Source organism: Ruegeria sp. AP12 (assembly GCF_056540025.1).
Genome location: NZ_JBQFVZ010000006.1, coordinates 207,771 through 232,809, shown reverse-complemented (window position 1 = coordinate 232,809; position 25,039 = coordinate 207,771). Strand labels below are relative to the sequence as shown.

The 25,039-nt window shown below is 59.6% G+C and carries 29 protein-coding genes; 9 read left to right on the top strand and 20 right to left on the bottom strand.

The window, feature by feature from the left end; translation table 11 throughout:
- Positions 1-37: 37 nt before the first annotated feature.
- The gene (locus ACR0E6_RS16845; RefSeq protein ID WP_480585392.1) at positions 38-850 is read right to left on the bottom strand and encodes a DUF6473 family protein; all 813 of its coding nucleotides are present in this window, start codon (positions 848-850) and stop codon (positions 38-40) included.
- Between the two features lie 162 nt (positions 851-1,012).
- Here ACR0E6_RS16845 and ACR0E6_RS16840 point away from each other — a divergent pair, with 162 nt between their 5' ends.
- A complete protein-coding gene (locus tag ACR0E6_RS16840; protein WP_480585389.1) occupies positions 1,013-1,888 on the top strand; it encodes a 3-hydroxybutyryl-CoA dehydrogenase in 876 nt (291 codons plus the stop codon).
- A 74-nt stretch (positions 1,889-1,962) separates the two neighbouring features.
- On the opposite strand, the gene ACR0E6_RS16835 is transcribed toward ACR0E6_RS16840, so the two are convergent.
- The 7 genes from ACR0E6_RS16835 to ACR0E6_RS16805 are packed head-to-tail and all read right to left on the bottom strand — an operon-like array spanning position 1,963 to position 7,385.
- Positions 1,963-2,862, bottom strand: a complete 900-nt coding sequence (locus ACR0E6_RS16835; protein ID WP_170454615.1) for a lysophospholipid acyltransferase family protein — start codon at positions 2,860-2,862, stop codon at positions 1,963-1,965.
- Positions 2,863-2,901: 39 nt separating this feature from the next.
- Positions 2,902-3,171 carry an HPr family phosphocarrier protein gene (locus tag ACR0E6_RS16830; RefSeq protein ID WP_170380425.1) on the bottom strand — a complete coding sequence of 90 codons (270 nt, stop codon included), beginning with the start codon at positions 3,169-3,171 and terminating at the stop codon, positions 2,902-2,904.
- 16 nt (positions 3,172-3,187) lie between these two features.
- Positions 3,188-3,580: a PTS sugar transporter subunit IIA domain-containing protein gene (locus ACR0E6_RS16825; RefSeq protein ID WP_170454617.1), complete on the bottom strand. Its 393-nt coding sequence runs from the start codon at positions 3,578-3,580 to the stop codon at positions 3,188-3,190.
- Positions 3,577-4,458 (bottom strand): RNase adapter RapZ, encoded by an 882-nt coding sequence (rapZ, locus tag ACR0E6_RS16820; protein ID WP_170520727.1) that lies wholly within the window; start codon positions 4,456-4,458, stop codon positions 3,577-3,579. Before rapZ ends, ACR0E6_RS16825 begins: the two co-directional genes overlap by 4 nt.
- Positions 4,455-4,961 carry an HPr kinase/phosphorylase gene (locus ACR0E6_RS16815; protein ID WP_480585386.1) on the bottom strand — a complete coding sequence of 169 codons (507 nt, stop codon included), beginning with the start codon at positions 4,959-4,961 and terminating at the stop codon, positions 4,455-4,457. The genes rapZ and ACR0E6_RS16815 overlap by 4 nt, the downstream gene beginning before the upstream one ends.
- Positions 4,930-6,648, bottom strand: coding sequence for an ATP-binding protein (locus tag ACR0E6_RS16810; RefSeq protein ID WP_480585383.1), 1,719 nt, complete (start codon positions 6,646-6,648; stop codon positions 4,930-4,932). The genes ACR0E6_RS16815 and ACR0E6_RS16810 overlap by 32 nt, the downstream gene beginning before the upstream one ends.
- Before the next feature lie 32 nt (positions 6,649-6,680).
- Complete coding sequence (locus tag ACR0E6_RS16805) at positions 6,681-7,385, bottom strand: response regulator transcription factor (RefSeq protein WP_170454625.1); 705 nt, start codon at positions 7,383-7,385, stop codon at positions 6,681-6,683.
- A gap of 344 nt (positions 7,386-7,729) precedes the next feature.
- Between ACR0E6_RS16805 and ACR0E6_RS16800 the strand changes: the two genes are divergently transcribed.
- From ACR0E6_RS16800 to ACR0E6_RS16775, 6 genes are all read left to right on the top strand, one after another.
- The gene (locus ACR0E6_RS16800; protein WP_170737684.1) at positions 7,730-9,328 is read left to right on the top strand and encodes a phosphoenolpyruvate carboxykinase; all 1,599 of its coding nucleotides are present in this window, start codon (positions 7,730-7,732) and stop codon (positions 9,326-9,328) included.
- Between the two features lie 365 nt (positions 9,329-9,693).
- Entirely contained in the window at positions 9,694-9,984 is a 291-nt protein-coding gene (locus tag ACR0E6_RS16795; protein ID WP_170454629.1) for a hypothetical protein, read from the top strand.
- A gap of 33 nt (positions 9,985-10,017) precedes the next feature.
- A complete protein-coding gene (locus ACR0E6_RS16790) occupies positions 10,018-10,560 on the top strand; it encodes a hypothetical protein (RefSeq protein WP_480585380.1) in 543 nt (180 codons plus the stop codon).
- Between the two features lie 235 nt (positions 10,561-10,795).
- A complete protein-coding gene (locus tag ACR0E6_RS16785) occupies positions 10,796-12,487 on the top strand; it encodes an acyl-CoA dehydrogenase family protein (protein ID WP_480585377.1) in 1,692 nt (563 codons plus the stop codon).
- A 205-nt stretch (positions 12,488-12,692) separates the two neighbouring features.
- The gene (locus tag ACR0E6_RS16780) at positions 12,693-13,247 is read left to right on the top strand and encodes a hypothetical protein (protein ID WP_170624845.1); all 555 of its coding nucleotides are present in this window, start codon (positions 12,693-12,695) and stop codon (positions 13,245-13,247) included.
- Between the two features lie 98 nt (positions 13,248-13,345).
- Positions 13,346-13,738 (top strand): META domain-containing protein, encoded by a 393-nt coding sequence (locus ACR0E6_RS16775; RefSeq protein WP_480585375.1) that lies wholly within the window; start codon positions 13,346-13,348, stop codon positions 13,736-13,738.
- Here ACR0E6_RS16775 and recO read toward each other — a convergent pair.
- Positions 13,722-14,447 (bottom strand): DNA repair protein RecO, encoded by a 726-nt coding sequence (recO, locus tag ACR0E6_RS16770; RefSeq protein ID WP_480585372.1) that lies wholly within the window; start codon positions 14,445-14,447, stop codon positions 13,722-13,724. The genes ACR0E6_RS16775 and recO overlap by 17 nt on opposite strands.
- Positions 14,448-14,626: 179 nt before the next feature.
- Between recO and ACR0E6_RS16765 the strand changes: the two genes are divergently transcribed.
- Positions 14,627-15,016 carry a VOC family protein gene (locus tag ACR0E6_RS16765; RefSeq protein WP_170454639.1) on the top strand — a complete coding sequence of 130 codons (390 nt, stop codon included), beginning with the start codon at positions 14,627-14,629 and terminating at the stop codon, positions 15,014-15,016.
- A gap of 9 nt (positions 15,017-15,025) precedes the next feature.
- On the opposite strand, the gene ACR0E6_RS16760 is transcribed toward ACR0E6_RS16765, so the two are convergent.
- The 3 genes from ACR0E6_RS16760 to era all read right to left on the bottom strand — a co-directional run bounded on the left by ACR0E6_RS16760 (position 15,026) and on the right by era (position 16,694).
- Positions 15,026-15,349, bottom strand: coding sequence for a SemiSWEET transporter (locus ACR0E6_RS16760; protein ID WP_170454640.1), 324 nt, complete (start codon positions 15,347-15,349; stop codon positions 15,026-15,028).
- Positions 15,350-15,459: 110 nt separating this feature from the next.
- Entirely contained in the window at positions 15,460-15,789 is a 330-nt protein-coding gene (locus ACR0E6_RS16755) for a DUF1491 family protein (protein WP_480585369.1), read from the bottom strand.
- Positions 15,786-16,694 carry a GTPase Era gene (gene era, locus ACR0E6_RS16750; RefSeq protein ID WP_480585366.1) on the bottom strand — a complete coding sequence of 303 codons (909 nt, stop codon included), beginning with the start codon at positions 16,692-16,694 and terminating at the stop codon, positions 15,786-15,788. The genes ACR0E6_RS16755 and era overlap by 4 nt, the downstream gene beginning before the upstream one ends.
- A 158-nt stretch (positions 16,695-16,852) precedes the next feature.
- Between era and ACR0E6_RS16745 the strand changes: the two genes are divergently transcribed.
- The gene (locus tag ACR0E6_RS16745; RefSeq protein WP_480585363.1) at positions 16,853-18,229 is read left to right on the top strand and encodes a multicopper oxidase family protein; all 1,377 of its coding nucleotides are present in this window, start codon (positions 16,853-16,855) and stop codon (positions 18,227-18,229) included.
- Between the two features lie 118 nt (positions 18,230-18,347).
- On the opposite strand, the gene rnc is transcribed toward ACR0E6_RS16745, so the two are convergent.
- The 8 genes from rnc to ACR0E6_RS16705 are packed head-to-tail and all read right to left on the bottom strand — an operon-like array spanning position 18,348 to position 25,033.
- Positions 18,348-19,028 carry a ribonuclease III gene (rnc, locus tag ACR0E6_RS16740; protein ID WP_480585361.1) on the bottom strand — a complete coding sequence of 227 codons (681 nt, stop codon included), beginning with the start codon at positions 19,026-19,028 and terminating at the stop codon, positions 18,348-18,350.
- Complete coding sequence (gene lepB, locus ACR0E6_RS16735; RefSeq protein WP_480585358.1) at positions 19,025-19,864, bottom strand: signal peptidase I; 840 nt, start codon at positions 19,862-19,864, stop codon at positions 19,025-19,027. The genes rnc and lepB overlap by 4 nt, the downstream gene beginning before the upstream one ends.
- A gap of 31 nt (positions 19,865-19,895) precedes the next feature.
- Complete coding sequence (gene acpS, locus ACR0E6_RS16730; RefSeq protein WP_170454649.1) at positions 19,896-20,339, bottom strand: holo-ACP synthase; 444 nt, start codon at positions 20,337-20,339, stop codon at positions 19,896-19,898.
- Positions 20,336-20,827, bottom strand: coding sequence for a hypothetical protein (locus ACR0E6_RS16725; protein WP_170624239.1), 492 nt, complete (start codon positions 20,825-20,827; stop codon positions 20,336-20,338). Before ACR0E6_RS16725 ends, acpS begins: the two co-directional genes overlap by 4 nt.
- Positions 20,827-21,450 carry a LysE family translocator gene (locus ACR0E6_RS16720; protein WP_170454652.1) on the bottom strand — a complete coding sequence of 208 codons (624 nt, stop codon included), beginning with the start codon at positions 21,448-21,450 and terminating at the stop codon, positions 20,827-20,829. Before ACR0E6_RS16720 ends, ACR0E6_RS16725 begins: the two co-directional genes overlap by 1 nt.
- Positions 21,447-22,193, bottom strand: a complete 747-nt coding sequence (locus tag ACR0E6_RS16715; protein WP_170454654.1) for a pyridoxine 5'-phosphate synthase — start codon at positions 22,191-22,193, stop codon at positions 21,447-21,449. Before ACR0E6_RS16715 ends, ACR0E6_RS16720 begins: the two co-directional genes overlap by 4 nt.
- Positions 22,186-22,884: a DUF2062 domain-containing protein gene (locus ACR0E6_RS16710; protein ID WP_170454657.1), complete on the bottom strand. Its 699-nt coding sequence runs from the start codon at positions 22,882-22,884 to the stop codon at positions 22,186-22,188. Before ACR0E6_RS16710 ends, ACR0E6_RS16715 begins: the two co-directional genes overlap by 8 nt.
- A 16-nt stretch (positions 22,885-22,900) precedes the next feature.
- Positions 22,901-25,033 carry a RelA/SpoT family protein gene (locus ACR0E6_RS16705; RefSeq protein WP_170454659.1) on the bottom strand — a complete coding sequence of 711 codons (2,133 nt, stop codon included), beginning with the start codon at positions 25,031-25,033 and terminating at the stop codon, positions 22,901-22,903.
- Positions 25,034-25,039 lie beyond the last annotated feature (6 nt).

Genomic DNA, 25,039 nt, shown 5'->3' with positions numbered 1-25,039 from the left:
CAAAGTGACGTTAGCAAAGGCCCGCCATTGGCGGGCCTTATGCGTTCAGGTCCCTCAGGACCGGCACAACCGCCTCAGCAATCTGCCTATGCGCGGCCGGGCCAAGCATGTGTTCTGCCATCGGCTGCTGTAGCGTCCCGAACAGCATATCCTCAAGCGTGTCCGACGCGCCGGACACGGCGGCCGAGCACGTGACTACCCGCGCGGCCTGCGGCCTCAACGCCTCGACCATGCTGGCGTTCACCGGGATGGGGTCGTCCTCGATCGTATGAACCCGCTGAATCTGCAGATGCAGCAGCACCGTCTGTGGGTCCAGCTGTCCCAGAAACGTGCCAAGGGACCGCAACCAACCCTGACGCAGTTCATGTGCGATCACTTCGAACCGTGCATCATGTCTTGCCTGCAGGCGCTTTAGTAAGTGACGCACAAAATGCACTTCGGTGAAGTCGATGTCGGGATACAAATCCAGCAGGTCCTGCGTTGGTTCCAGAAACCGGTCATTGCGGCGGGGATGCACGCGGTAAAACCGGTTCGACTGGCCATGAACCTGAGGCAGTTGGATCACGCATCTCTGCGCCCGGTTTGCCAGTTTCAGCAGACCTTGATCGCGCGTCAGCGCCTCGACACCGGCGAACAGGCTGCCAAAATTGGCGCAGGTTTCACCCATTTGCGTCTGCATTGCATCCGGAAACGGAGAATCGACAAAGCGCCCGAAGGTTTCATCCCCGCCGATACAGGCGATAAACGGATGGTCCAGCGCGCAGGGCGGCCCCCTAAACCACAATCTGGTTCCGTCATACTGGCATACGTCATCCTCGGCCATGCCCGAGCCTGTCTGATGATAGCTCATCTCACTCACCCAATTTTCACCCGGTTGCCATCTTGCCGCCCCGGATGTTGAGATTCCCCTAATGTGCGCATTTGAAGCGAATTCGAGCGACCTCAGCCCCTTGCCGCAAGCCCCGAACTGCCGATACTGTCGCCGTAACGCGCAAGGCAAAGGCAGCTGAATATGGATGTGAAATCGGTCGGAGTGATTGGCGCAGGTCAGATGGGCAACGGGATCGCCCATGTGCTGGCATTGGCGGACTATGACGTTTTGCTGAATGATGTCAGTCAGGAGGCCCTGGATCGCGCCTTGACGACGATCGAGGGCAACATGGCCCGGCAGGCGTCACGCGGGAAGATCAGCGATGACGCGATGCACGCCGCCTTGAAACGGATCACAACGACGCTGGAGCTGCCGCAACTGGGGCAAACCGATCTGGTGATCGAAGCCGCGACCGAACGCGAGACCATCAAACAGGCGATTTTCGAGGATTTGCAGCCGCATCTTCAGCCGCATACGATTCTGACCTCGAATACCTCGTCCATATCCATCACCCGACTGGCCAGCCGCACGGACAGGCCCGAGCGGTTCATGGGGTTCCACTTCATGAACCCGGTGCCGGTCATGCAGCTTGTCGAGTTGATCCGGGGGATTGCCACGGATGAACCAACGTTCAAAGCCTGCAAGGCAGTGGTGGACCGTCTGGGCAAGACAGCCGCAAGCGCCGAGGATTTCCCGGCCTTCATCGTCAACCGCATTCTGATGCCGATGATCAATGAGGCGGTCTATACCCTGTATGAAGGCGTTGGGAATGTGCAATCCATCGACCAGTCCATGAAGCTGGGCGCGAACCATCCGATGGGGCCCCTGGAACTGGCCGATTTCATCGGGCTGGACACCTGCCTGGCGATCATGAACGTGTTGCATGATGGCTTGGCGGACACCAAATATCGCCCCTGCCCGCTGCTGACGAAATATGTCGAGGCCGGTTGGCTGGGCCGCAAGACCGAACGCGGGTTTTATGACTATCGGGGCGAAGTGCCTGTTCCGACGCGGTAACAGGGGGCCAGCCCCCTCGCCCGGATTTCATCCGGGCTCACCCCCGGGATATTTCTGGCCAGATGAAGGTCGGATCAGGGTTTGTCTGATGTTCCCAGAGACATGGTACGGTTTCTGAGCCATGCCATGAAGCCACGCGGGTCGCGTTCCAGCAACTGCATGTCGTCGTCATTGATCGGCTCGCCGATAACCGGAGATTGCGGTTTCTTGCAGGACCGGACGATTTCGTGCAGCAGCAGACCCTGCCGCAGGATCGGCGACAGTTTATTGGCGATCTGATACCAGCGCGAGTTGCTGCCGGGGAAGAAGATCGGCAGCACTTGCGCACCCGAGCGTCGGATCATCTTGGCGGTGAAGACGTTCCATTCCCGCTCGATCGCCGGGCCGAACCAGTCGTCCGAAGACATAACAACGCCCGAGGGGAACAGCGCGACAACGCCGCCGTTTTTCAGGTGCTCCATGGCCTTGCCGCGCATTTCAAGCATTTTTGCCTGTGCTTCGGGGTCGTGCGGAAAGGGAACCGGAATCATGAATGAGGTCGCAGCCTCGTCCAGCCCGGTCAGCACGGACCGGGTCAGGATGCGATAATCGCTGCGCACGCGTCCGATCAGTTCGGCCAGGATCATGCCGTCCACCATGCCATGCGGATGGTTGGCCACGACAACAACCGGCCCTGTCTTGGGGATGCGGGCGATCTGTTCCTCGGGTGTGGTCAGGTCGATGCCCATGGTTGCCAGAGCACCGCCCCAGAACCTTTGGCCCCGATAGTATTCGTTCTTTTTCTCGAACTTGTTGACCATCCGCAAAATGGTCAGTTTGCCGGTGCACCATTCGATGGCGCGAATGGCGGTCGAGGTCCAGGCATCGTCGAACGAGTTCGCGTAGGTCAGGGTTCTACGGTCGTAGATTTCGCCTTGGTCTTCGGTCCCATCAACCACCGGGCCTGTCTTGGTCTCGTGCGTTGTTTCCGCCAATTCCTGGTCTTCCCGTTCTTTCTGTCCCGCGGGGCAGCCTTAGAACCCCTCTCCGAACTTGTCATTCACAAGCGTTTCCAGAGCTTCTGCCAATGCCTCAGCATCCGGCCCGGACGTCTCGACGTCAATAGTCGTTCCGCGCGAGGCTGCCAACATCAAAAGGCCCATAATGCTGTCTCCGGATGCAGAAAGGCCGTCTTTGGACACTTCGGCGCTGGCGTCAAAGCCTTCCACAACCTCGACCAGCTTGGCGGACGCGCGGGCGTGCAGGCCCTTTTCGTTAATGATTTTCAAGCTTCGGTTGGTCATTTCAATGAGTCCGGTCTTAATCCAATGTCACATTTTGCGCATTGATGTACTTGCGTCCAGCCTCCATCGCCTGCCGCACGGCATCAGGGACCGGCAGGTGGCGGCTTTTGGCCAATTTGATCAGCATGGGCAGGTTGGCCCCATAAAGGATTCGGCGATCCTGAGGGGCACAGGCCCGCAGGCTGAGGTTCGAGGGGCTGCCGCCGAACAGATCCGTAACGATCACAACGCCGTCGCCCAAGTCCACTTCATCCGCGGCACGACAGATTTCAGCCTGTTTTTCGTCGCGGTCATGATCGGCCTCGATCGCAATGGCTTTCAGGCCGGGCTGCGGCCCGACCACATGCTGCATGGCGGCCAGATATTCCTGAGCCAAACCCCCATGCGCTACGATCACAATCCCGATCAATCCGGCCTCACATTCAACGATCGACGTTCCATCTCGCGGTGCCTAATTGCCACCTGCTGCCCCCCTTCCGCAAGGGCCTTTGCAACCGCTTCCGCCATCGCCACCGATCTGTGCTGCCCGCCGGTGCAACCGAAGGCCACAGACAGATGCGCTTTGCCTTCGGCGCGGAAGGCTGGCAGCAGCAGGTTCAGCAGATCTATGACGCGGTCAAAGAACGGCGCGTAATTTGCATCTGACTGGACATAGCGCGCCACATCCGGGTTTCGACCATCCTCGGACCGCAATTCGGGTCGCCAATAGGGGTTGGCGAGAAATCGGCAGTCAAAGACCATATCCAACCCGCGTGGCAGGCCGCGTTTATACGAGAAGGATTCGATTGATACCGCCAGATGCCGCCCGCCCTGAGGGGCAAACCAGCGCTCGACCTCTTCGCGCAGCTGATGCACGTTCAGGGTGCTGGTGTCGATCAGGGTGTCGGCAATCTCGCGGATGGGGGCCAGCAGCTCTTTCTCGCGCCGCACACCGGTTTCCGGCCCTGCATCCTGGGCGACAGGGTGACGCCTGCGGGTTTCCGAAAAGCGGCGCAGCAGGACTTCGTCGCTGCAATCAAGGTACAGAACGGTCAGATCCACCTGCGTCATCCGACCCAGTTTTGCGGCCAGTTCGATAAACCCGATAGTTGAGAAATCGCGGTTGCGCGCGTCGATACCCAGCGCCATGGGCCGGTCAGGCTCGGCGCCTTCAAGCAGTCGCGCCAGCAGGCCCATGGGCAGGTTGTCAATCGCTTCGAACCCCAGATCTTCCAGCACGTGAATGGCGGTCGAGCGGCCCGCGCCCGATGGTCCGGTCACCAGAACGATTCGCTTTTGCGATGTCATTTGTTCGGCCATTCCGGGTCTACGCGTCCCATTCTAAGAAGTTGCATCAGGGCTGGTGCCAAATTGGGCACGCCTGCGCCGCGAAGCAAGGGAACAGTTTGCCTCAGCAACGGGGTCGTGGCGGGTTCCGGCAGGCGTGCGGGTTCGGGCTGGTCAAGGTCGAGGACAAGGCGCAGCGGCACAGGCTCTGTATGTTGCGCCCGAAGCAGGCCAATCCCGCGCGCCTCGACCAGACCCGCGATTTCGGGGACTGCGGAGGCAATGATCTGATCGTCGCGCATCGCCAGATCAATGCGATCATCGCCGACCAGCACAGCACCCAGAGCCATCATCTGCAGCGCCAGCGACGACTTTCCGGCCCCCGATGCGCCCACAATCAGCAGGCCGTGGTCACCGGCGGCGACGCAACTGGCGTGAACGCGGGCGCTGTCCCGGTTCACCGCATCTGTCAGGGACGGAATGGTCATGACCTCAGACAGGCAGCCCCACGACAAAACGGGCACCCAGCGGGTCCGAGGTGACGTCCGCTTCGGTCGGGCGGATGTTTTCGGCCCAAATCACACCGCCATGCGCCTCGACAATCTGTTTCGAGATCGCCAGCCCAAGGCCCGAGTTGTTGCCGAAATGCTCAGCCGGGCGTTGCGAATAGAACCGTTTGAAGATTTTGGTCAGGGCCTGTTCCGGGATGCCGGGGCCGGTATCTTCGACCACCACAAGCACGCGATTGTCGCGCTGGCGCACCCAGACCCGGATGGCGTCGCTTTCTTCGCAGAAGGAAATCGCATTGGTGATCAGGTTGACGAAAACCTGTGCCAATCGCGCCTCGAGCCCGTTGATCACAATCGGATCCGACGGCAGGTCAGTGATATAGTCGATGCCCTGCGAGCGGGCATCTTCACCCAAAAACTGCCCGATATTGCCCAGCAGCTTGAGCAGGTCAAAGGGTTGTTCTTCTTCCTTGACCAGTTCCGCATCCAATCGCGAGGCATTCGAGATGTCGCTGACCAGCCGATCCAGCCGCTTCACATCATGCTCGATCACACCAAGCAATTTTTCGCGCTGATCATCGCGTTTGACCATGCGCAGCGTGCCGACAGCAGATTGCAGACTGGCCAGAGGGTTCTTGATCTCATGCGCAACGTCAGCGGCAAATTGTTCGTTCGCATCGATCCGGTTGTAAAGCGCAGTGACCATGCCACGCAACGCACGGCTGAGCCGACCGATTTCATCCGGTCGCGCGCTGAGGTCCGGGATGCGGATACGCCCCGGATTGACCCCGGTGCCCCGGTCCTTGCCCATTTCCGCCGCCGAGGCGAGGTCGGCCAGCGGGTTGGCAATGGTCGAAGCCAGAACAAGACTCAGACCGACTGAGACCAGCAGGGCGACGACAAACATCTGCAAAATGCGCTCCTGCTCGCGCCTAGCCAGCGCGTCAATCTCACCGGCAGGGCCGGATATTGCGACAGCACCGGCTGGGATGCCTTCGTAGAGAATAGGTGCCGCGGCCACGATCACAGTGTCGCCCGCGTCATCCTGCACTGCCTTTACCTGATTTTGACCCGCCAAAGCTTGTGGGACTATGGCCTGAACCTGCTGCGCCAGCGTCGGTGCCTCGGAGTCGGACGACCAGTTGAAAACCCGCGACAGACCCGTCCAGACCGCGTTGAGTGCATCGCTGATGACGGTGCCTCCGGTCTGCATATCCGCGTCCGATCGCAACAGGATGGGCATGTCAGATGCCTGTGGCGCGCCGCGGGTCCAGCCGATCAGGGTACCGCGGGAGTCGTAGACAAACACCTCTCCCCCTTCGGGCAGGCGAAGGCCGGATAGCGTGTCTTTTACATCAAGCTGGGCCGCATCGCGTGATGATTGCACCGCGCCCTGCCGCAGCTGCGTCTCAAACACGTTGCTGACAAGATGCGCGTCTCCGATCAGGTTGCGCGCGGTCTGCTGCACCTGCTCGGATCGCGAGTCATCCAGGTAAAGCAACCCCGTGACAAGGATCACAAGGGCAATCAGGTTGAACGTGATGATCTTGCGGGCCAGAGGCGAGCCACGCAGCGAAAACAGGTTTCTGCGGGATCGTTTTGCGCTTAACTCTGCAGACTCGGGGTCTTGCGGGATGACCCAGTCATCCCCAAGAACGACATCACCGTCGCGCAATTCATTGGCTTGTTCGGTGTCGCGCACGGGACCCCATTACCCCTTGTAGATGGCCGCGCCTATTCTTCGTTGTATCTGTATCCGATACCATAAAGGGTTTCGATAGCCGAAAACTCGGGATCAGCAGCACGCATTTTCTTGCGCAGCCGCTTGATGTGGCTGTCGATGGTGCGGTCGTCCACATAGACCTGATCGTCATAGGCCACATCCATCAACTGATCCCGGCTTTTGACAAATCCCGGACGCTGCGCCAGCGCCTGCAGCAACAGGAATTCGGTCACGGTCAGGGACACATCCGTCCCCTTCCAGGTGACCGCATGGCGCAGCGGATCCATACGCAGGTCGCCGCGTTCCATCACTTTGGTGTCGCCGGTGTTGGCGGCCGAAGCGTCACCGCTGGTTGCCTCTTGCCGCCGCAGCAACGCGCGAATGCGCTCGACCAGCAAACGCTGCGAGAACGGCTTTTTCACGTAGTCGTCCGCGCCCATGCGCAGACCCAGAACCTCGTCAATCTCATCGTCTTTCGAGGTCAGGAAGATCACCGGCATCTGCGTCTTTTGGCGCAGGCGCTGCAGCAGATCCATGCCATCCATGCGCGGCATCTTGATATCCAGAACGGCCATGTCCGGCAGCTTTTTGTTAAACGCGTCCAGCGCGGCCTGACCGTCATTGTAAGTTTCAACCTCGAACCCTTCGGCCTCGAGCGTCATGGATACGGACGTCAGAATGTTTCTATCGTCATCCACCAGTGCAATCTTTGACATCGGGCTTACCCCTATTCCTGCTCACTTACGCAATAATACGCTTTTTTGTAAGGCATTGTTGGCGTTTTTGATGCGCCGAATCAATGCGTAACTGCGAATCGTGCCATTGTTGCGGCAGCTATGAGGCAAAAATGCCTTGCTGCCCGCAAAATGCTGCCCGGTTTTCCGACAGGAAATCTTTGGTGGCGCTAAACTTTAACTTGGTTGCGCTAACTGCGCCAAACCGTCCTGTTCATGCCCCAAACGACCGTGATAAGACCCGCCCATCGGCCGGTATGTCCCGGCAAAATGCCCCAAGAGCGCACCCGGCCAACCGCCGCCGCGCCGCACAGGAGAAGATACGCATGACATCTGGACGGGTTAACCCGCAATTCCGCCTCGAAGATCAGGGCATCGAGGGTCTGGGCAATGTCTATTACAACTTCATGGAACCGGCGCTGATCGAAGAGGCCCTCAAGCGGGGCGAAGGCACCCTTGGCAATGGCGGGGCCTTTCTGGTCACTACCGGTAAATTCACCGGCCGTTCGCCCAAGGACAAACACGTCGTCAAAACCGACAGTGTGGCCGACAGCATCTGGTGGGAAAACAACGCGGCGATGAGCCCGGAAGGTTTCGACGCCCTTTATGACGACATGGTCGAGCATATGAAGGGTCGTGACTATTTCGTGCAGGATCTCGTCGGCGGGGCCGATCCGGCCTATTCGATCAATGTGCGCATGGTGACCGAACTGGCCTGGCACAACCTGTTCATCCGCCACCTGCTGCGTCGCCCGGATCGTGAGGATCTGGACGAGTTCATCGCAGATTTCACTGTCATCAACTGCCCCAGCTTCCAGGCCGACCCGGCCAAGCACGACTGCCGCAGCGATACCGTGATTGCAATGAACTTCGACCGCAAGCTGATCCTGATCGGTGGCACGGAATATGCAGGCGAGAACAAGAAATCCGTCTTCACCCTGCTGAACTACATGCTGCCGGAAAAAGGCGTGATGCCGATGCACTGCTCGGCCAACCACGCGGTTGGCAACCCGGTGGATACTGCCGTGTTCTTCGGCCTGTCGGGAACCGGCAAGACCACTCTGTCGGCGGACCCGTCGCGGATCCTGATCGGGGATGACGAACACGGCTGGTCGGATCGCGGCACGTTCAACTTCGAAGGCGGCTGTTATGCCAAGACCATCAACCTGAGCGCCGAGGCCGAGCCAGAAATCTACGCGACGACCAGCAAATTCGGCACCGTCATCGAGAATATGGTCTTCGATCCCGAAACCAAGGAACTGGATTTCGACGACGATTCGCTGACCGCGAACATGCGCTGCGCCTATCCGCTGGAATATATCTCGAACGCGTCGAAAACCGCGCTGGGCGGGCATCCGAAGAACATCATCATGCTGACATGCGATGCGTTCGGCGTGCTGCCTCCGATCGCGCGGCTGACACCGGCGCAGGCGATGTATCACTTCCTGTCGGGTTTCACCTCGAAGGTGGCGGGCACCGAACGGGGCGTGACCGAACCGCAGCCGACCTTCTCGACCTGCTTTGGCGCGCCGTTCATGCCGCGCCGTCCCGAGGCCTATGGCAACCTGCTGCGCGACAAGATCGCCCAGCATGGCGCGACCTGCTGGCTGGTGAATACCGGCTGGACCGGTGGGGCTTATGGCGTTGGCAGCCGGATGCCGATCCGCGCGACCCGCGCGCTGCTGACAGCGGCTCTGGAAGGCTCACTGCGCGACGCTGAATTCCGCAAGGATGCCAACTTTGGCTTTGACGTCCCGGTCACAGTGCCCGGCGTCGCCGAGGTTCTGCTGGATCCGCGCCGCACCTGGGATGACCAGGAAGCGTTCGACAAGCAGGCCGCAAAGCTGGTGCAGATGTTTGCCGAAAACTTCGAACAATATGTCCCCTTCATCGACGAGGACATCAAAGCCGTCGCAATCGGCTGATCCAGATAAAGGGGCGTCCGCGCCCCTTTTTTCTGCGCTTGCGAATCCACTGATGATCAACCCAGAGCTGCAACTGACGCACCTCACGAACAAATTTATTGTTCTGAATGCCTGGTTGGGATAGGGATTTGGGTCATTAAACCGAAAAGACCCGGCGCATTTGCACCGGGCCGAAACTTAAAAGACCTTTGGGTTGCCTAAGCCAGCACACTCACCTCGGCAAATTGGGCAACCTAATCAGACTGGTAGTCTACTGGCATGGGGATGAGTGTCAATATGGGACTTGCTGACATATCTCGCGATCAGCGTGTTCTGAACCGTCGTGACTGGACGGCGTTTGGCACGGACAAAGACAGGTAAGAATTATGACCGAAATCTCGAAACTGACCGAACTGCGCAAGCTGATGCAAAGCATGGAGCGAACGCTGGGGCTGGAAAAGCTATCCCCGGTTGAGCGTGACATCTACTACGCCGCCGAGGAACTTTCCAAGGCCGATCAGGAGGTTCGCACCTTTGGTCTGATCGAACACACACTGGTTCAGAGCGTCTCGCGCCCGACATTTTTCCGCGCGCTGAAATCTCTGGTCGAAAAAGGCTATCTGTCGCAAAGCGGCAATGCCAACCGGGGACGTTATATCGTACATGCGCCCAGATAAGCTGGGCCTTGGGCGCATCGGTGGCTAGTTCCGGTGCGCAAGTGGGCCTCTGAAACCTTCTTTGCCTCTTTGGCCTATGTGGTCGCGTCGTTCCTCACCTTCGAGGTTCTGATGCCGCTTCAGAACATGTTCTTTCCGGAATACCCAAGCCGGGCCAGCCTGCTGTTCCTGCCCCATGGCGTGCGCGTGCTTTCCGCCTGGCTGTTGGGCTGGCGCGCGATCTTTGCTCTGCTGCCCGGCGTTTTTCTGGTCTTCGCCTTTCTGGGGGGAACGGATGTTTTCCTGCCCAGTCGCCTGATGGCGATGGCAATCGCTGTCACGACCGTTCCGTTCGTCTTCTACCTGCTGAAATGGGCCAGATGGGACCTGTTCCCACGCCCCGACAAAAAGCCCTGCTGGATTTGCGTGATGGGCGTTGGGATCGTCACATCCTTTCTGGTTTCGGGCCTGACCAATCTGGCCTTTGGCAGCGCGACGGTCGAGTATATCGCCTTTTTGATCGGCGACATCTCGGGCCTGTTCTTCCTGATGCTCGGGCTCTATTTCGCCTTTCGCTTTGCCGACAAACGGCGCTGAGGCGCTGTCATCGCCAGATGGTTGACGCCCCCGGGCCTGCGACAAATACCCCCAATTTGACCCCGGCCCGGCCCTGTGGAAATCAACGGATTTGCCGCTAATTCCCCCAATGAACCCATTCTGCACTGCAAAACGACCGGGAAATTTTCGAACTTTATCGCCACGTAATACGTATTTTTGTTGCGCTGCATGTGCAAAATGATATGACCAGACGACCCAGAAAAGGACACGATTCATGGCCCATGACGGACAGGATATGACCCAGATGACCACACACGCGATTTTGCCCGATCTTCTGACCTTGACCCGGCAGGCCGTCCCGGCTGTCGAAGCCGTTTTCGAGAAGGCACGCAATTCGGTTCGCGAGATGGTGACATCCGACGGTCGCGTGTCCGGCGCCCTGATCGAAGCCAACCAAACGGCCGCACACGGGCTGGCCTGGCTGGCCACCTACTACCAGTCGTTGAAGCAGATGCAGCGCTGGGCCGAAGCGTTGGACGCAGACGGCAAATTTGGCGAAATCGAGCAATTGCTGCACCAGATCGCCTTTGGGGAATACCTGCATCAGGTCGCGGGCGGCATCCCAATGAACCAGGGCGAGCTTGTGCGCCTGCAGGATCTGGGCCTTGGCTGGGACGCGCTGTCCAACTTCCAAAGTTCGGAAATTCAAACTCTGATGGCGCAGGCCAACTCGCAGGCCGCTCGGACGCGGCTGGTCGAGCTGATGGAGGCGCAAGCCGGTTCTGCCATGTTCGGAGCTTCGGGCCTTGATGAAGAGCTTGAAATGATCCGCGACCAGTTCCGCCGCTATGCGGTCGAAAAGGTCGAGCCCAATGCGCATGGCTGGCACCTCAAGGACGAATTGATCCCGATGGAAATCATCGAGGAACTAGCCGAAATGGGCGTGTTCGGTCTGACCATCCCTGAAGAGTTCGGCGGTTTCGGTCTGTCCAAAGCTTCGATGTGCGTCGTGTCCGAGGAACTGTCGCGCGGCTATATCGGCGTCGGCTCGTTGGGTACCCGGTCCGAGATCGCGGCCGAGTTGATCCTGGCGGGCGGTACGGATGAGCAAAAGGCCAACTGGCTGCCTAAACTGGCCAGCGCCGAGATTCTGCCCACCGCCGTCTTCACGGAACCCAATACCGGCTCGGACCTTGGCAGCTTGCGCACCCGCGCGGTCAAGAATGCCGAAGGTGATTATGAGATCACCGGCAACAAGACCTGGATCACCCATGCGGCCCGCACCCATGTCATGACCTTGTTGGCGCGCACCGATCCTGACACCACCGATCACCGTGGCCTGTCCATGTTCCTGGCCGAGAAAACCCCCGGCACGGATGACGCCCCCTTCCCCACCCCCGGTATGACCGGCGGCGAGATCGAGGTGCTGGGCTATCGCGGCATGAAGGAATACGAGCTGGGCTTTGACGGCTTCAAGGTCAAGGGTGAAAACCTGCTGGGTGGCGAAGAGGGCAAAGGCTTCAAACAGCTGATGGAGACGTTTGAATCCGCCCGCATCCAGACCGCTGCCCGCGCCATTGGCGTGGCCCAAAGCGCGCTGGATATCGCCATGCAATACGCGCAGGATCGCAAACAGTTTGGCAAATCGCTGATCAACTTCCCGCGCGTGTCGGGCAAGCTGGCGATGATGGCGGTCGAGATCATGATCGCGCGCCAGTTGACCTATTTCTCGGCATGGGAAAAGGATCATGGTCACCGCTGCGATCTTGAGGCAGGCATGGCCAAGCTGCTGGGCGCGCGTGTCGCCTGGGCTGCCGCCGACAACGGGCTGCAAATCCACGGCGGCAACGGCTTTGCACTGGAATACAAGATCAGCCGCGTCCTATGCGACGCACGCATTCTGAATATTTTCGAGGGAGCCGCCGAAATTCAGGCACAGGTCATCGCACGACGTCTGCTCGGCTGACCGAATTCGGCACTCCTGTTTCCCCAACTGACCCGGCCTTTGCGCCGGGTCTTTTTCTTTCGTTGACCGTTTTGCCTGGATCCAGGGTGCCGCGCCGATGGGAATTGGATGTGATCCGCCGAGGTCGGAACTTCCCCTTTGAAATTGACCCGAAACCCGGTTAGAGCGCCCCGACGACCCTCAAAACGGTTTACAGGCACCCGAAATGACCAGACGACTTTTTTTGCTTTTGGCGACCTTGGTATCCTTTGCCTTGGCGGGGTGCGCAAAGACCGTGCCAATCGCCAGCCAGACCGATGTCGATGCGCTGGCACAGGCCATTCAGTCCCTTGGACCAAATGTCGATCCGGTCGAGGCGCGTACGGCGGCGCAGATTTCCTACAGCTACTCTCGGCAACTGGCGCAAGAGTGGAACGTCACCGACCCTGCGATCATTCACAACGCAAAGATCATTAACGGCCTTCGCGAAAAGGGCCTGTGCAATGACTGGGCACAGGCAATGACCACACGGTTGCGGCAGGAGAATTTCCGGACGCTGGACCTGCACTGGGCCACATCCCCACCGACAGAGTTTCGGATCATCCACCATTCGGCCCTGATCAGCGCCAAGGGGGATTCCATGTATGACGGCCTGATCCTCGACCCCTGGCGTCAAAGCGGCGCGTTGTTCTGGGCGCCCGTCCGAAATGACACAAGATACAACTGGCGTCCACGGCTGGAGGTACGAGAGCAATTGCTGAGCGGCGAACTGGCGTTCTAGCATCTCGCCTTTCGCACAAAGGCTTGCAACGACTTGACCAGCCCAAACGCAGCGGCCTAAACGCGTATTGCAAAGACCCCGGTCCGAAGGAGGTTGCTATGATCCGCTATGCCTTGATCCTGCCGCTGATGGGGCTGTTTCAATGCCAACAGGACGAGACGTTGGCTGCCTATGGCGCTGCCGACCAGACCTGGAAACTGCAAGAGATCGATGGGCAGGCCTATTCCGCAAACGCGCTGCTACAATTCCCGGAAGAGGGGCGGATCGCAGGGCAAGCCCCCTGCAACAGCTATAAAGGCAGCCTGAACGCGCCATACCCGTGGTTCGAGGTTCAGGACCTGAGCGCCACACGCGCCGCCTGCCCCGAGCTTGAGCAGGAAGGTATGTACTTTGCCGCCCTGCTGACCATGACCCAATCCGAAGTGTCCGGCGATGTGCTGATCCTGCGCAACGACGACGGGCACGAGATGGTGTTCACAGGCGCCGAGTAAGCTGATCCACAAACCTTGCCCGCGCTTCGGGCAATGGTGTGTGCCCCAAGGCCGGGGCCACGCGGTGGTGCAAGAAATACCCTGTCGTTTTCAAGGCATCGACGATTTCGGTATCCGGTGCGGCCCCCTCGCCGCGCAGGCAAGGCGGCAGCGGCAACAACCGGTCCGCCCAGTCACCCGCCCCTGCCGCGCTAACCGCCCGCCCGGTCTTGGGCGAGACAAAGACCAACCCCTCGGTGGATCCGGTCACAGCACAGGTGGTCAGGTCCAGCCCAAACCCCAACTCCTCAAGAAATGCCACCTCCCACCGCAGATAAGCAAGCGGCCAGATGTCGTCCTGCCCCAGAAGGTCCATAAGCTGTTCGGTCTGCTTGTAGATGGCGGGATGCGGTTCGCGTTCAGGCAGGCAGAAAGACAGCAGGGACACCACCGCATTCAGACCCGCTAATGCCAGCCGCCCCGAAAACGCTGCCGCCGCGCGGGATCGCAGCGGTTCGACCTGAAATGTGCCGATATGCTCTTCCAACCGGGCCCGCCACAGCACGTCCAACTGCGCGCCCGGCTGCAGGATCGGAGAGATCTTGCGGCTGGTACCGCCGCGCACCACCCCGGCGTGGCGTCCGTGGGCTTCGGTGAAGACCTCAATAATCGCGGCGGTTTCACCGTGGCGGCGAGAGGTCAGAAGTATGCCGTGATCGCGCCAGTCCACGTTTGGCCTCGTTAGGTCATCAGATATGTGCGCAGGAAATCTCAACGCTGTTACAGGTTCAAGATAGAAACGGATCAGGGTGGTTTTACAGGCCTCCAAAAACACGTTGCGTGAAACCTGTTAACGCAGTAATGTTCCCTTATTATTCCCTTTATGTTCTCAACGTAAGGATTCAGCAGATGTCCCTTAACTACGTCATGATCGGCTCAAACGATGTCGAAAAAGCCCGTAGCTATTACGACGCGGTTGTGCCCAAAATCGGCGGCAAGGTCATCGCTGAATATATGCCGCACGCGGTCTGCTATGAACTGCGGGGCGGTGGGTCCATGTGGGTCGCGACGCCATTTGACAAAGAGGCGGCGACAGTCGGAAACGGAAACATGGTTGGTCTGCTGTGCGAAAGCAAAGCGGAAGTGGGCGAGGCGCATGCGGCGGCGCTTGCCAATGGGGGATCGAACGAAGGTGATCCGGGCGACCGGCCTCAGTATGGCCCTAACTTCTATGCCGGTTACGCGCGCGACCCGGACGGGAACAAAATGAGCTTTGTCTATTTTGGCGATGCAGGCTGAACGCCCGCCTCAGAAGGTCATACCCGCGTGGATCAGAATGCCGATCACCATCAGAAGGTTCAGCACCATCGAAATCCCGTTGCCCACATAGATGGGCAGTTTGCCGACGACCAACCCATAGGCAAACCACAGAAACGACAGCGCAGCATAAAGGGACCAGGACAACAGGGACTGGCCGGTCGCGTGCTGCGAGTGGGTGAAATAGAGTTTGATTAACTGCGGAAGCGTGGCAAAAGGACCAACGACCCCGATGAAAACCATGAACCCCTCGAACCGCTGCATCCAGTGACCGAGCTCGGATTTTTCCAGTTTCTCCGCAAGCGTTTCAGCCAAGCAAACACCTCATTGTCTTGCGCTATTCCAAAATCAGGCCAGTTTTCCCAACCACATCCTGCATCAAAATAGTCGCTTTGAGCGGCGCGTAAAAGACCCAACTGCCAAGCTTATTCCAACCCCTCTTCCCCGAGCAAATGCCGTCCCTGCCGATCTTCGACCTCGATCACCCAAAGGTCGGGATCAAAGCGGCGTTGGCGTTGGATGGCCTCGTCAACGTCGCTTTCGGGGCCAGAGGAGAGTTCAATCCACATCCGCTCACCGCTCATCAGGTCAAAGCTGCGCTGGAACGCGATGGCCTGACCGTCCAGCGTGTTCAGTTTGACCAGTACTGCCCCGGCGGTGTTGTCTCCATGGGCGACGACAAAGGCCGGGATTTCCTGAAAGCGCAGCCGTGCCAAATAGGCATGGACCCAGAACTCGGCTGTCAGGCGGGTCATGCGTTGCCGTCTTTGAAATCCAGACCCATTTCCGAATAGCGCTCGGATTCCTCAAGCCAATTGGGTCGGATTTTGACCTGCAGGAACAGGTGGATTTTGCGGTCGAGGAACTCTTCCAGTTCCGCCCGTGCGGCCTGACTGACGGCCTTGATCGTCTCACCGCGCTTGCCCAGAACAATCCCTTTGTGACCGTCGCGCATGACGTAGATGACCTGATCAATCTTGGCCGAGCCGTCCTTACGCTCTTCCCAGTTCTCGGTCTCGACGGTCAATTGATAGGGCAGTTCCTGATGCAGGCGCAGGGTCAGCTTCTCGCGCGTCATCTCGGCGGCGATCATGCGCAGGGGCAGATCGGCGATCTGATCTTCGGGATACAGCCACGGGCCTTCCGGCAGTTCCGAGGCCAGCCATTTGCGCAGGTCGTCGACCCCGTGGCCTTTTTCGGCGGAAATCATGAAGGTTTCGGCAAACGGATAACGCCCGTTCAGATCGCTGGTCAGCGCAAGCAGCTTCTCGGATGGCACCTTGTCGATCTTGTTGATCGCCAGCGCAACAGTGCGTCCCTGCCCGATCTCTTCCAGCCCCTCAAGGATACGCTCGACCCCTTCGGTGATCCCACGATGGGCCTCGACCATCAACACAACGACATCGGCATCCGCGGCCCCGCCCCACGCAGCGGCGACCATGGCGCGGTCCAGACGGCGGCGGGGTTTGAACAGGCCCGGCGTGTCGACAAAGACCAGTTGCGCGTCGCCCTCCATCGCCACGCCGCGAATGCGCGCGCGGGTGGTCTGCACCTTATGCGTCACGATCGAAACCTTGGCCCCGACCATGCGATTCAGGAGGGTGGATTTGCCTGCGTTGGGCTCTCCGATCAGGGCGATAAATCCGGCACGTGTGGTCATGTCTCTGGCGATCCTGTTTGCAAGTGCGCACCCCTATAGCAGAATGGCGACGCGGGCCAGAGGGATTTGTCGCATTGCGGCCATGCGTTTGCGGTGACACCTTCGGATCACGCCGCGCCAGATCCAGCCAGGCATCCCCATTTTCAAAGAGGCAAGACATGAAACGTCGTGAGTTTCTAATCGGCAGCGCAGCCGCTACAGGCGCGGTGGGTCTGGGTGGTTTCGGGCGCGCGTCAGGTGCTGAGGAACTGGTTATTCAACCGGCCAGTTTTACCCTGCGCGATCAGGCCACAACCGGCATGGTCAGCGTGTCACCCGATGCGCCGCCCCCGGTGCTATATGGCAAACAGGGTGAGGTGATGCGGCTGCCTGTGCGCAACACGCTGCCCGATTACACCGCGATGCACTGGCACGGGTTGCGTATCCCGAACGGGATGGACGGGGTGCCTTATCTGACCCAGATGCCGATTGGGCCGGATGAAGTGTTTGAGTATGAATTCACCCCACCGGATGCGGGCACATACTGGTACCACCCGCATTGCATGACGATGGAGCAGATGGCCCATGGTCTGACCGGCGTCATGGTAATTGCCGAGGCGGAAGGCCCGGGTTTTGACAGCGAACAGGTGATCAATCTGCGGGACTTTCGGCTGGATGATGACGATCAGTTTCTGCCGGCTTATACCGCGCGCGGGGCGGCCCGCGCCGGGACGTTCGGAAATGTGCCGACGGCGAACTGGCTGACGGAACCTGTCTACGATCACGTGGCGGGCGGGCTGGTGCGGTTGCGGGTTCTCAATTCCGATACCACCCGCATTTACAAGCTGCACCTGACCGGGGCCGAAGCGCGGATCATTGCCTGGGACGGACATCCGGTTGAGGTCGACCTGCCGATGCCCAGTGCCGAGGAACCCTTGTTGGTTGGTCCGGGTCAGAGGGTCGATTTTGCCGTTTCGATGCCGGATGGTGAGGGGCAGATTGTTGATCTGATGGCAAAACTGCCGGGAAACCCGCCACGCCCCATGGCCAGACTACGCGCCATCGGTAGATCGGTTGCGCGCGATTTGCGGGACTTGCGTCCACTGCCCGACAATCCGCTTGCCAAACCAGATCTGACGCGGGCTGAAGTGCATGAGTTCGTCTTTGGCTGGACGCCCGAGGGTGGGACGCCGAAAAACGGGTTCTGCGGATCACTGGGCTACAATTTCTGGTCGATCAATCGAACGCCGTGGCCAGGTGACGCCGCGCAGGATGTGGGGCCTCTGGCCACTTTGGAGTTGGGCAAAAGCTATGTACTGCGGCTGCGCAATGAATCGCCCAATCTGCACCCGATCCACCTGCACGGGCTGGCCTTTGTGCCGCTCACGTCGAACCAGCGCAAATTACCGCCTCTGATGACGGACACGATGTTGTTGCTGAAGGATGAGGTGGTCGAGATCGCGCTGGTTGCGGACAATCCCGGCGACTGGGCGTTTCATTGCCATGTGATCGAGCATCAGAAAACCGGGCTGACCGGGTTTATCCGGGTTGTTTGAGGGTCGAACTGGCTGCGCCAATCCGACCGGAAGGGGGCCAGCCCCCTCGCCCGGATTTCATCCGGGCTCACCCCCGAGATATTTTTGGCCAGATGAAGAGCGGATCCGGGTTTGGCCGTTATTTCGGCAGATTGTTGAGCAGGGCTTTGGCGGCGGCTTGTTCAGCCTGACGTTTTGACCCGGCGGTGGCTTGTGCCTCGGTCCCGTCCTGCAGGCGGGCGGCGATGGTGAAGACCGGCGCGTGATCGGGGCCGCTGCGTTTGATTTCGACATAGGATGGGGGCTTTTGACCCCGTGCCTGAGCCCATTCCTGAAGCGAGGTTTTGGCGTCGCGGGCGTCGGCCTCGACCGTGTGGATACGATCCCCCCAAAGCGCGAGGATCACATCGCGTGCGGCTTCGAAACCGGCGTCGCGGTAGATGGCAGCGATCACCGCCTCCATCGCGTCGCCCAGAAGGGCCTGTTTGCGACGACCACCTGACAGCATTTCGGATCGACCCAGTTTCAGGACCGCGCCCAGATCGATCTGACGGGCGACATCGGCGCAGGCCTCTTTGCGGACCAGCGCGTTGAAGCGGGGGGCCAGTTGGCCTTCGGTGGCCTTCTTGTCGGCCTCAAGCAGCGCCGTTGCCATCACAAGACCCAAAACCCGGTCACCGAGGAATTCGAGCCGTTGGTTATCCGGTCGCGTGACCGAGGAGACCGAGCCATGGGTCAGCGCGCGCAACAGCAGTTCGGGGTTGGTGAATTCATACCCCAAACGCTGCTGGAACGCCTTTATCTCGGCCGATAGCTTCAATTGACCGCCTTGAAGAAGCGATCGCCGCGCCATGTCCAGAAGAACAGCATGGACCGCCCTGCGGACGAGAACATGATCCGGTCGGCGCGACCGATCAGGTTTTCGTAAGGCACATAACCGACGCCACCGGCGGATTGCGGCAAGCGACTGTCGCTGGAGTTATCGCGGTTGTCACCCATGAAGAAATAGTGACCCTCGGGCACCGTATAGATACCGGTATTGTCAGACCCCTGATTGCCGATATTCAGAACGTCGTAGGACACGCCATTTGGCAAGGTTTCAATCAACCGGGTTTTTTCACAAGTGCCACCGATCCCGACAGGGCCGTTTTCGCAGCGCGGGCGCAGGCGTTGCGGGCCCTGCGGTTCGGCGATTTCGGTGAACACGCCGTCGGGCTGCTGCGGAACCGGGGTACCGTTCAGGATGATCTGCCCCTGACGCACCTGGATACGGTCGCCGGGCAGGCCGATCAGACGTTTGATATAGTCACGACCCGTGACCGGGTGGCGGAAGACGATGACATCGCCACGGTCTGGTTCGCCCGCCCAGATGCGGCTGTTGTCGTCGCCTTGCATCCAGCCACAGAGATCCTCGGCATCGATGTTCAGGCCAACGCTTGGGATGATCAGGCTGGGGCAGGACGCATAGGAATAGCCATAGGCCATCTTGTTGACGAACAGGAAATCCCCGATCAGCAGGGTCTGCTTCATCGAGCCGGACGGAATCCAGAAGGGCTGAAAGAACAGGGTGCGGAAGACGCCCGCGATCAGCAGGGCGTAGACGATGGTTTTGATCGTTTCCCACACGGCGTTACCTGATTTGGCTTCCTCGGCCATACTGCTCTCCGGTCTTTTGGATTGTTGGGTGCTACATGCGGGTCGGTTGGGGGTGAGTCAAGGCTGCGTCCGGGTCTGTGACGACACGTGCCTCGATCACCACAAATGCTTGGGCCCAAGGGTGATCATCCGTCAGGGTGACATGGATGATGGCCTCGTGCCCTTCGGGGGTCATTTCCTTGAGGCGCTCGGCCGCCCAGCCGGTCACGTGCATCACGGGCTGGCCGGTTTTAAGATTGGTGACGGCCATATCCTTCCACGCGATCCCCATGCGCAATCCGGTGCCCAACGCCTTGGAGCATGCCTCTTTCGCGGCCCAGCGTTTGGCGTAGGTTCCGGCGGTGTCATGGCGGCGCTCGGCCTTGCGCTGTTCGATCTCGGTGAAGACGCGGTTGCGAAACCGGTCGCCGAAGCGGTCGAGCGTGCCCTGAATGCGGTCGATATTCGCGAGGTCTGTGCCGATGCCGAGGATCATTGGCTTGTCTTTTCCATTTTCAGAAAGGTCGAATATCCTCGCTTAACTCCGAAAACGAAAGCATAGCGGCACAGCAAAAATGAAACGATAATACAAAGCGCCAACTCGGCACCTGCTATCAGGGCCGTGTTGCTCAGAACGTTGATATCTGAAGGGCCATCGAAAACGAGTGCGAAAGTTATCAGCACCGCCACCGCCGCCAAAGTTGTGAGAACCATCTGACGGGCGATGATCCAACTTTTGTAGCTATCGCCAAGAGGCTTGCCGCGAATACCTTTGTCCATTCCGTAGGACGTGGCAGCCAAAAACATCGCCAGTCCCAGTGGAAGGGTTGCGAATGGCCATTCGAATTCGAACCACCACTTTATTAGATACAGTCCAATCAGATCGACGAAGACGAAGCACAAAAAGCCGAGACGGTTCAAGCCAACATCTTCGTGAGATTTGAAGAGCGTTTTCAATGGGCTTGCTGTCTCGTGTAGTTTCATCACGACAACCGTACCGTCAAAATCTTGTAACTCGCCACCCCGAAGAACCCGGCAAAGGCGAAATCAAACCAGCGGCGGGCGCGGCGGTAGGTGCGGACCATACGCTCGGACGAGAACAGGAAGGCGTAGCCGATGAAGATCAGCAGTGAGCCTGCGTAGAGCATAGCGAAATAACCCAACAGCATCGCAAGGCTGGCGTCGTTCGGCGCGACGATGGCGTAGATCGATCCCCAGCTGACGATTGCCTTCGGGTTCGTCAGGTGGATCGCCGCTCCTTTTGCAAAGATCGTCGGCAGAGACCCTGTGACCGGATTGCCCAGCGCCACCTCGTCGGAAGTCATCGCCCGGCGCAGGGCCTTGAGGGCCAGCCAGCCCAGATAGGCAACACCGATATAACGGATCACTTCAAACGCCCAGACATTGGCCAGCATGATCGCCGACAGGCCCAGCGCGGCGGCAATGCCCCAGGCAGCAGAGCCCGCGCAGATGCCCAGCGCAAAGACCAGACCGGCGCGGCGGCCTTCGTTCATGGCGGTTCCGGCGATGCCCATGGTCGCCGGGCCCGGAGAGCCTCCGGCCATCAGCCAGGCCAACCAGATGGCTATGAAGCCAGGCGTGATCACGCCCGCGCCTCGTCCATCAGGCGGCGCATTTCGGTAATAGCAGGAGACAGGCCCAGAAAGATCGACTCGCCGATCAGGAAATGGCCGATATTCAACTCGCGCACCTCGGGGAAGGCCGCGACCGGTTGTACCGTGTCGTAGGTCAGGCCATGGCCCGCGTGAACCTCAAGGCCCAGCGAATGGGCGAAGGTGGACATCTGGCGCAGGGCCTCCAGCTCGCGGGCGGCGTCTTCCATGCGACCTTCGGCATGGGCATCGCAATAGGCGCCGGTGTGCAGTTCGATCACCTCGGCCCCGATGCGGTGAGCAGCCTCGATCTGGCGCTGATCGGCAGCGATGAAGATCGAGACACGGCAGCCGACATCGCGAAGAGGGGCGATGAAATGGGCCAGCTTGTTTTCCTCGCGCGCGACTTCAAGCCCGCCTTCGGTGGTGCGTTCCTCGCGCTTTTCGGGAACGATGCAAACGGCATGAGGTTTGTGGCGCAGGGCGATTTTCTGCATTTCGTCCGTCGCGGCCATTTCGAAATTCAAAGGCACCGACAGAACCTCCATCAGCCCGTCGATATCAGCATCCGAGATATGACGGCGGTCTTCGCGCAAATGGGCGGTGATGCCATCGGCCCCGGCCTCTTCGGCCAGTTTGGCGGCGCGCAGCGGGTCGGGATAGGCCCCGCCACGCGCGTTGCGCACGGTGGCCACGTGGTCGATATTTACACCAAGACGCAAGTGGTTGTCAGACATCACGCGATTCCTTTTTCACGGTTTGACCCGAACCTAGAGCCTTTTGCACGGAAACGTCAGGCTTTGCTTCGGCCAGACGTTTGATTTCTTCAAACTTCGCCTTGATTTTGGCGCGTCGGCGATTCTGATAGCTGCGGATCAGGGGCAGGCTCAGATAGCCACAGATCAGCCCAGCCAGAATGCCGGGCAGGACACCACCGATCATGTAGGGATAGAAAACCTCGCGGTAGAAAACGCTCAGACCGTGCCAGTCGGCAATGCGGTCGGTGAACATCGCGAGGAAATTGTTCTTGAGGTCCCCCATCGCGTCGGCAAATTTGCCCATCAGGCCGCGGGTTTCGCTTTTTTCGAATTCGGTGCCCAGCAGGAAATGCCCCGTCTGCAGGCAGATCACACCGATCGGAACATAGGTTAGCGGGTTGCCGAAGAACGTGCCGCTTAGGGCGGCCAGTATGTTGCCGTTGATCAGCCGGGCACCAATGGCAGCTACGACGAAATGCAGGCCGTAAAACGGTGTGAAGGCTGCAAAAACGCCTGCTGCGATGCCACGTGCAATACGTTCAGGCGAGTCCGGCAGGCGACGGACGCGGTGTTTGACATAGTGAAACGCGCGTGTCCAACCGCCACGCGGATAGACAAATTCCGATGCGATCTGGACAGGCGAGCGTCGATCTCGGCGCTTGAAAACCACTCCTGATCACCCCTTCTCAACCGGCCGAAACGGGTGTTTTGGCCCGGTCCCGGTATCGCTCGACAGCGGCGACGTCGCTTTCAGCCTCAAGCGTCAGCATCAGGGAATGCAACTGTTCCAGATCGCGCAGTTCCACATTGATCAGCAGGCGGTAAAAATCCGGTTTCCGGTCAACGAATTCGAGGTTCGAGATATTGGCCTTTTTCTCGCCGATCAATGTGCAAATACGCCCCAACACACCGGCGTCATTGCCGATGGTCAGATCCAGCGTCGCGCCATAGACGGCGGGGTGCGTGCCGGAATGCCAGTGCAGATCGACCCAGCGTTCGGGTTCATTTTCGAACTCGCCCAGACGGTCACAATCAATGGCGTGCACGACCACGCCCTTGCCGCGATAGGTAATGCCGACGATGCGTTCACCGGGCAGAGGCTGGCAGCAGGGCGCGCGGTCGAACTTCTGCCCCGGTTCCAGGCCGATCACCGCGCGGCGCAGCGGGATGGCGTCACCTTCGTCCTTGGTCAGTTCGGGGTAAACCGCCTCGACCACGTCATGGGCGGTCAGTTCGGCGCTGCCCAGACGGGCCAGCAATTCGTGGCGATCCTTCAGGCGCAGGTGTTTGGCGGCGGTGTCCAACGCTTTGTCGGTTGCCTTGCGCCCCACATGTTCAAAGCCCGAACGCGCCAGTTCCTTGCCCAGCTTGATGAATCGCTCGCGGTCGACTTCGCGCAGGGCACGCCGGATGGCCGTGCGGGCCTTGCCGGTGACAGCGATCTCAAGCCATGTGACCTGCGGCGTCTGACCATCGGCGGTGATGATGTCCACCGATTGACCGTTCTTGAGACGGGTCCACAACGGCACGCGGATGCCATCGACCTTGGCCCCCACGCAGGCATGGCCAATGCGGGTGTGGATTGCATAGGCAAAATCGATCGGCGTCGCCCCACGCGGCAGCTTCACCACGTCGCCCTTGGGCGTAAAGCAGAACACCTGATCGGAGTACATCTCAAGCTTCACAGCCTCGAGGAAGTCCTCGTGATCCTCCTCATTATCGAACTGCTCGGTCAGGTTGGAAATCCACTTGGCCGGGTCAACGGCAAACGGGTTTTCCGTGCGCACCCCATCGCGATAGGACCAATGCGCCGCAACGCCGGTTTCGGCCACATCATGCATCTGACGGGTGCGGATCTGCACCTCGACCCGTTTGCCATCGCGGCCCGACACCGTGGTGTGGATCGAGCGGTAGCCGTTTGATTTCGGCTGACTGATGTAATCCTTGAACCGCCCCGGCACCGCGCGCCAGCGCTGGTGAATTGCGCCGAGGGTGCGATAGCAATCCTCTTCGCTGGGCGTGATGATGCGGAACCCGTAGATGTCGGACAGGCGGGAAAAGCCCTGATCCTTTTCCTGCATCTTGCGCCAGATCGAATAGGGTTTCTTGGCGCGGCCAAACACCTCGGCCTCGATCCCGGCCTTGTCCAGCTCGTGCCGCATGTCGCCGGTGATGCGGTGGATCACATCTCCGGTTTCCCGTTGCAGCGTGATGAAGCGGCGGATGATCGATTGACGGCCTTCAGGGTTCAGGACACGAAAGGCGAGGTCTTCCAACTCCTCACGCATCCATTGCATCCCCATCCGGCCCGCAAGGGGTGCGTAGATATCCATTGTCTCGCGCGCCTTGATCACCTGCTTTTCCGGGCGCATCGCCTTGATCGTGCGCATGTTGTGCAGACGGTCAGCCAGCTTGACCAGAATGACCCGCAGGTCCTTGGACATGGCCATGAACAGTTTGCGGAAGTTCTCCGCCTGTTTGGTTTCCCGGCTGGACAGTTGCAGGTTGGTCAGCTTGGTGACACCATCGACAAGCTCGGCAACCTCATTCCCGAACAGATCGGCCACTTTGCCATAGCTGGCCTTTGTGTCCTCGATCGTGTCGTGCAGCAGGGCCGTGATGATGGTCGCATCATCCAAACGCTGTTCGGTCAGAATAGCGGCAACGGCAACGGGATGGGTGAAATAGGGCTCGCCCGAGTGGCGGAACTGCCCCTCGTGCATCTGCATCCCGAACTCATAGGCCCGGGCGATGCGATCAGCATTAGTCTTGGGGTTGTAGTTGCGGACCAGCGCAATCAGGTCGTCAGCAGAGATCATCCGGTC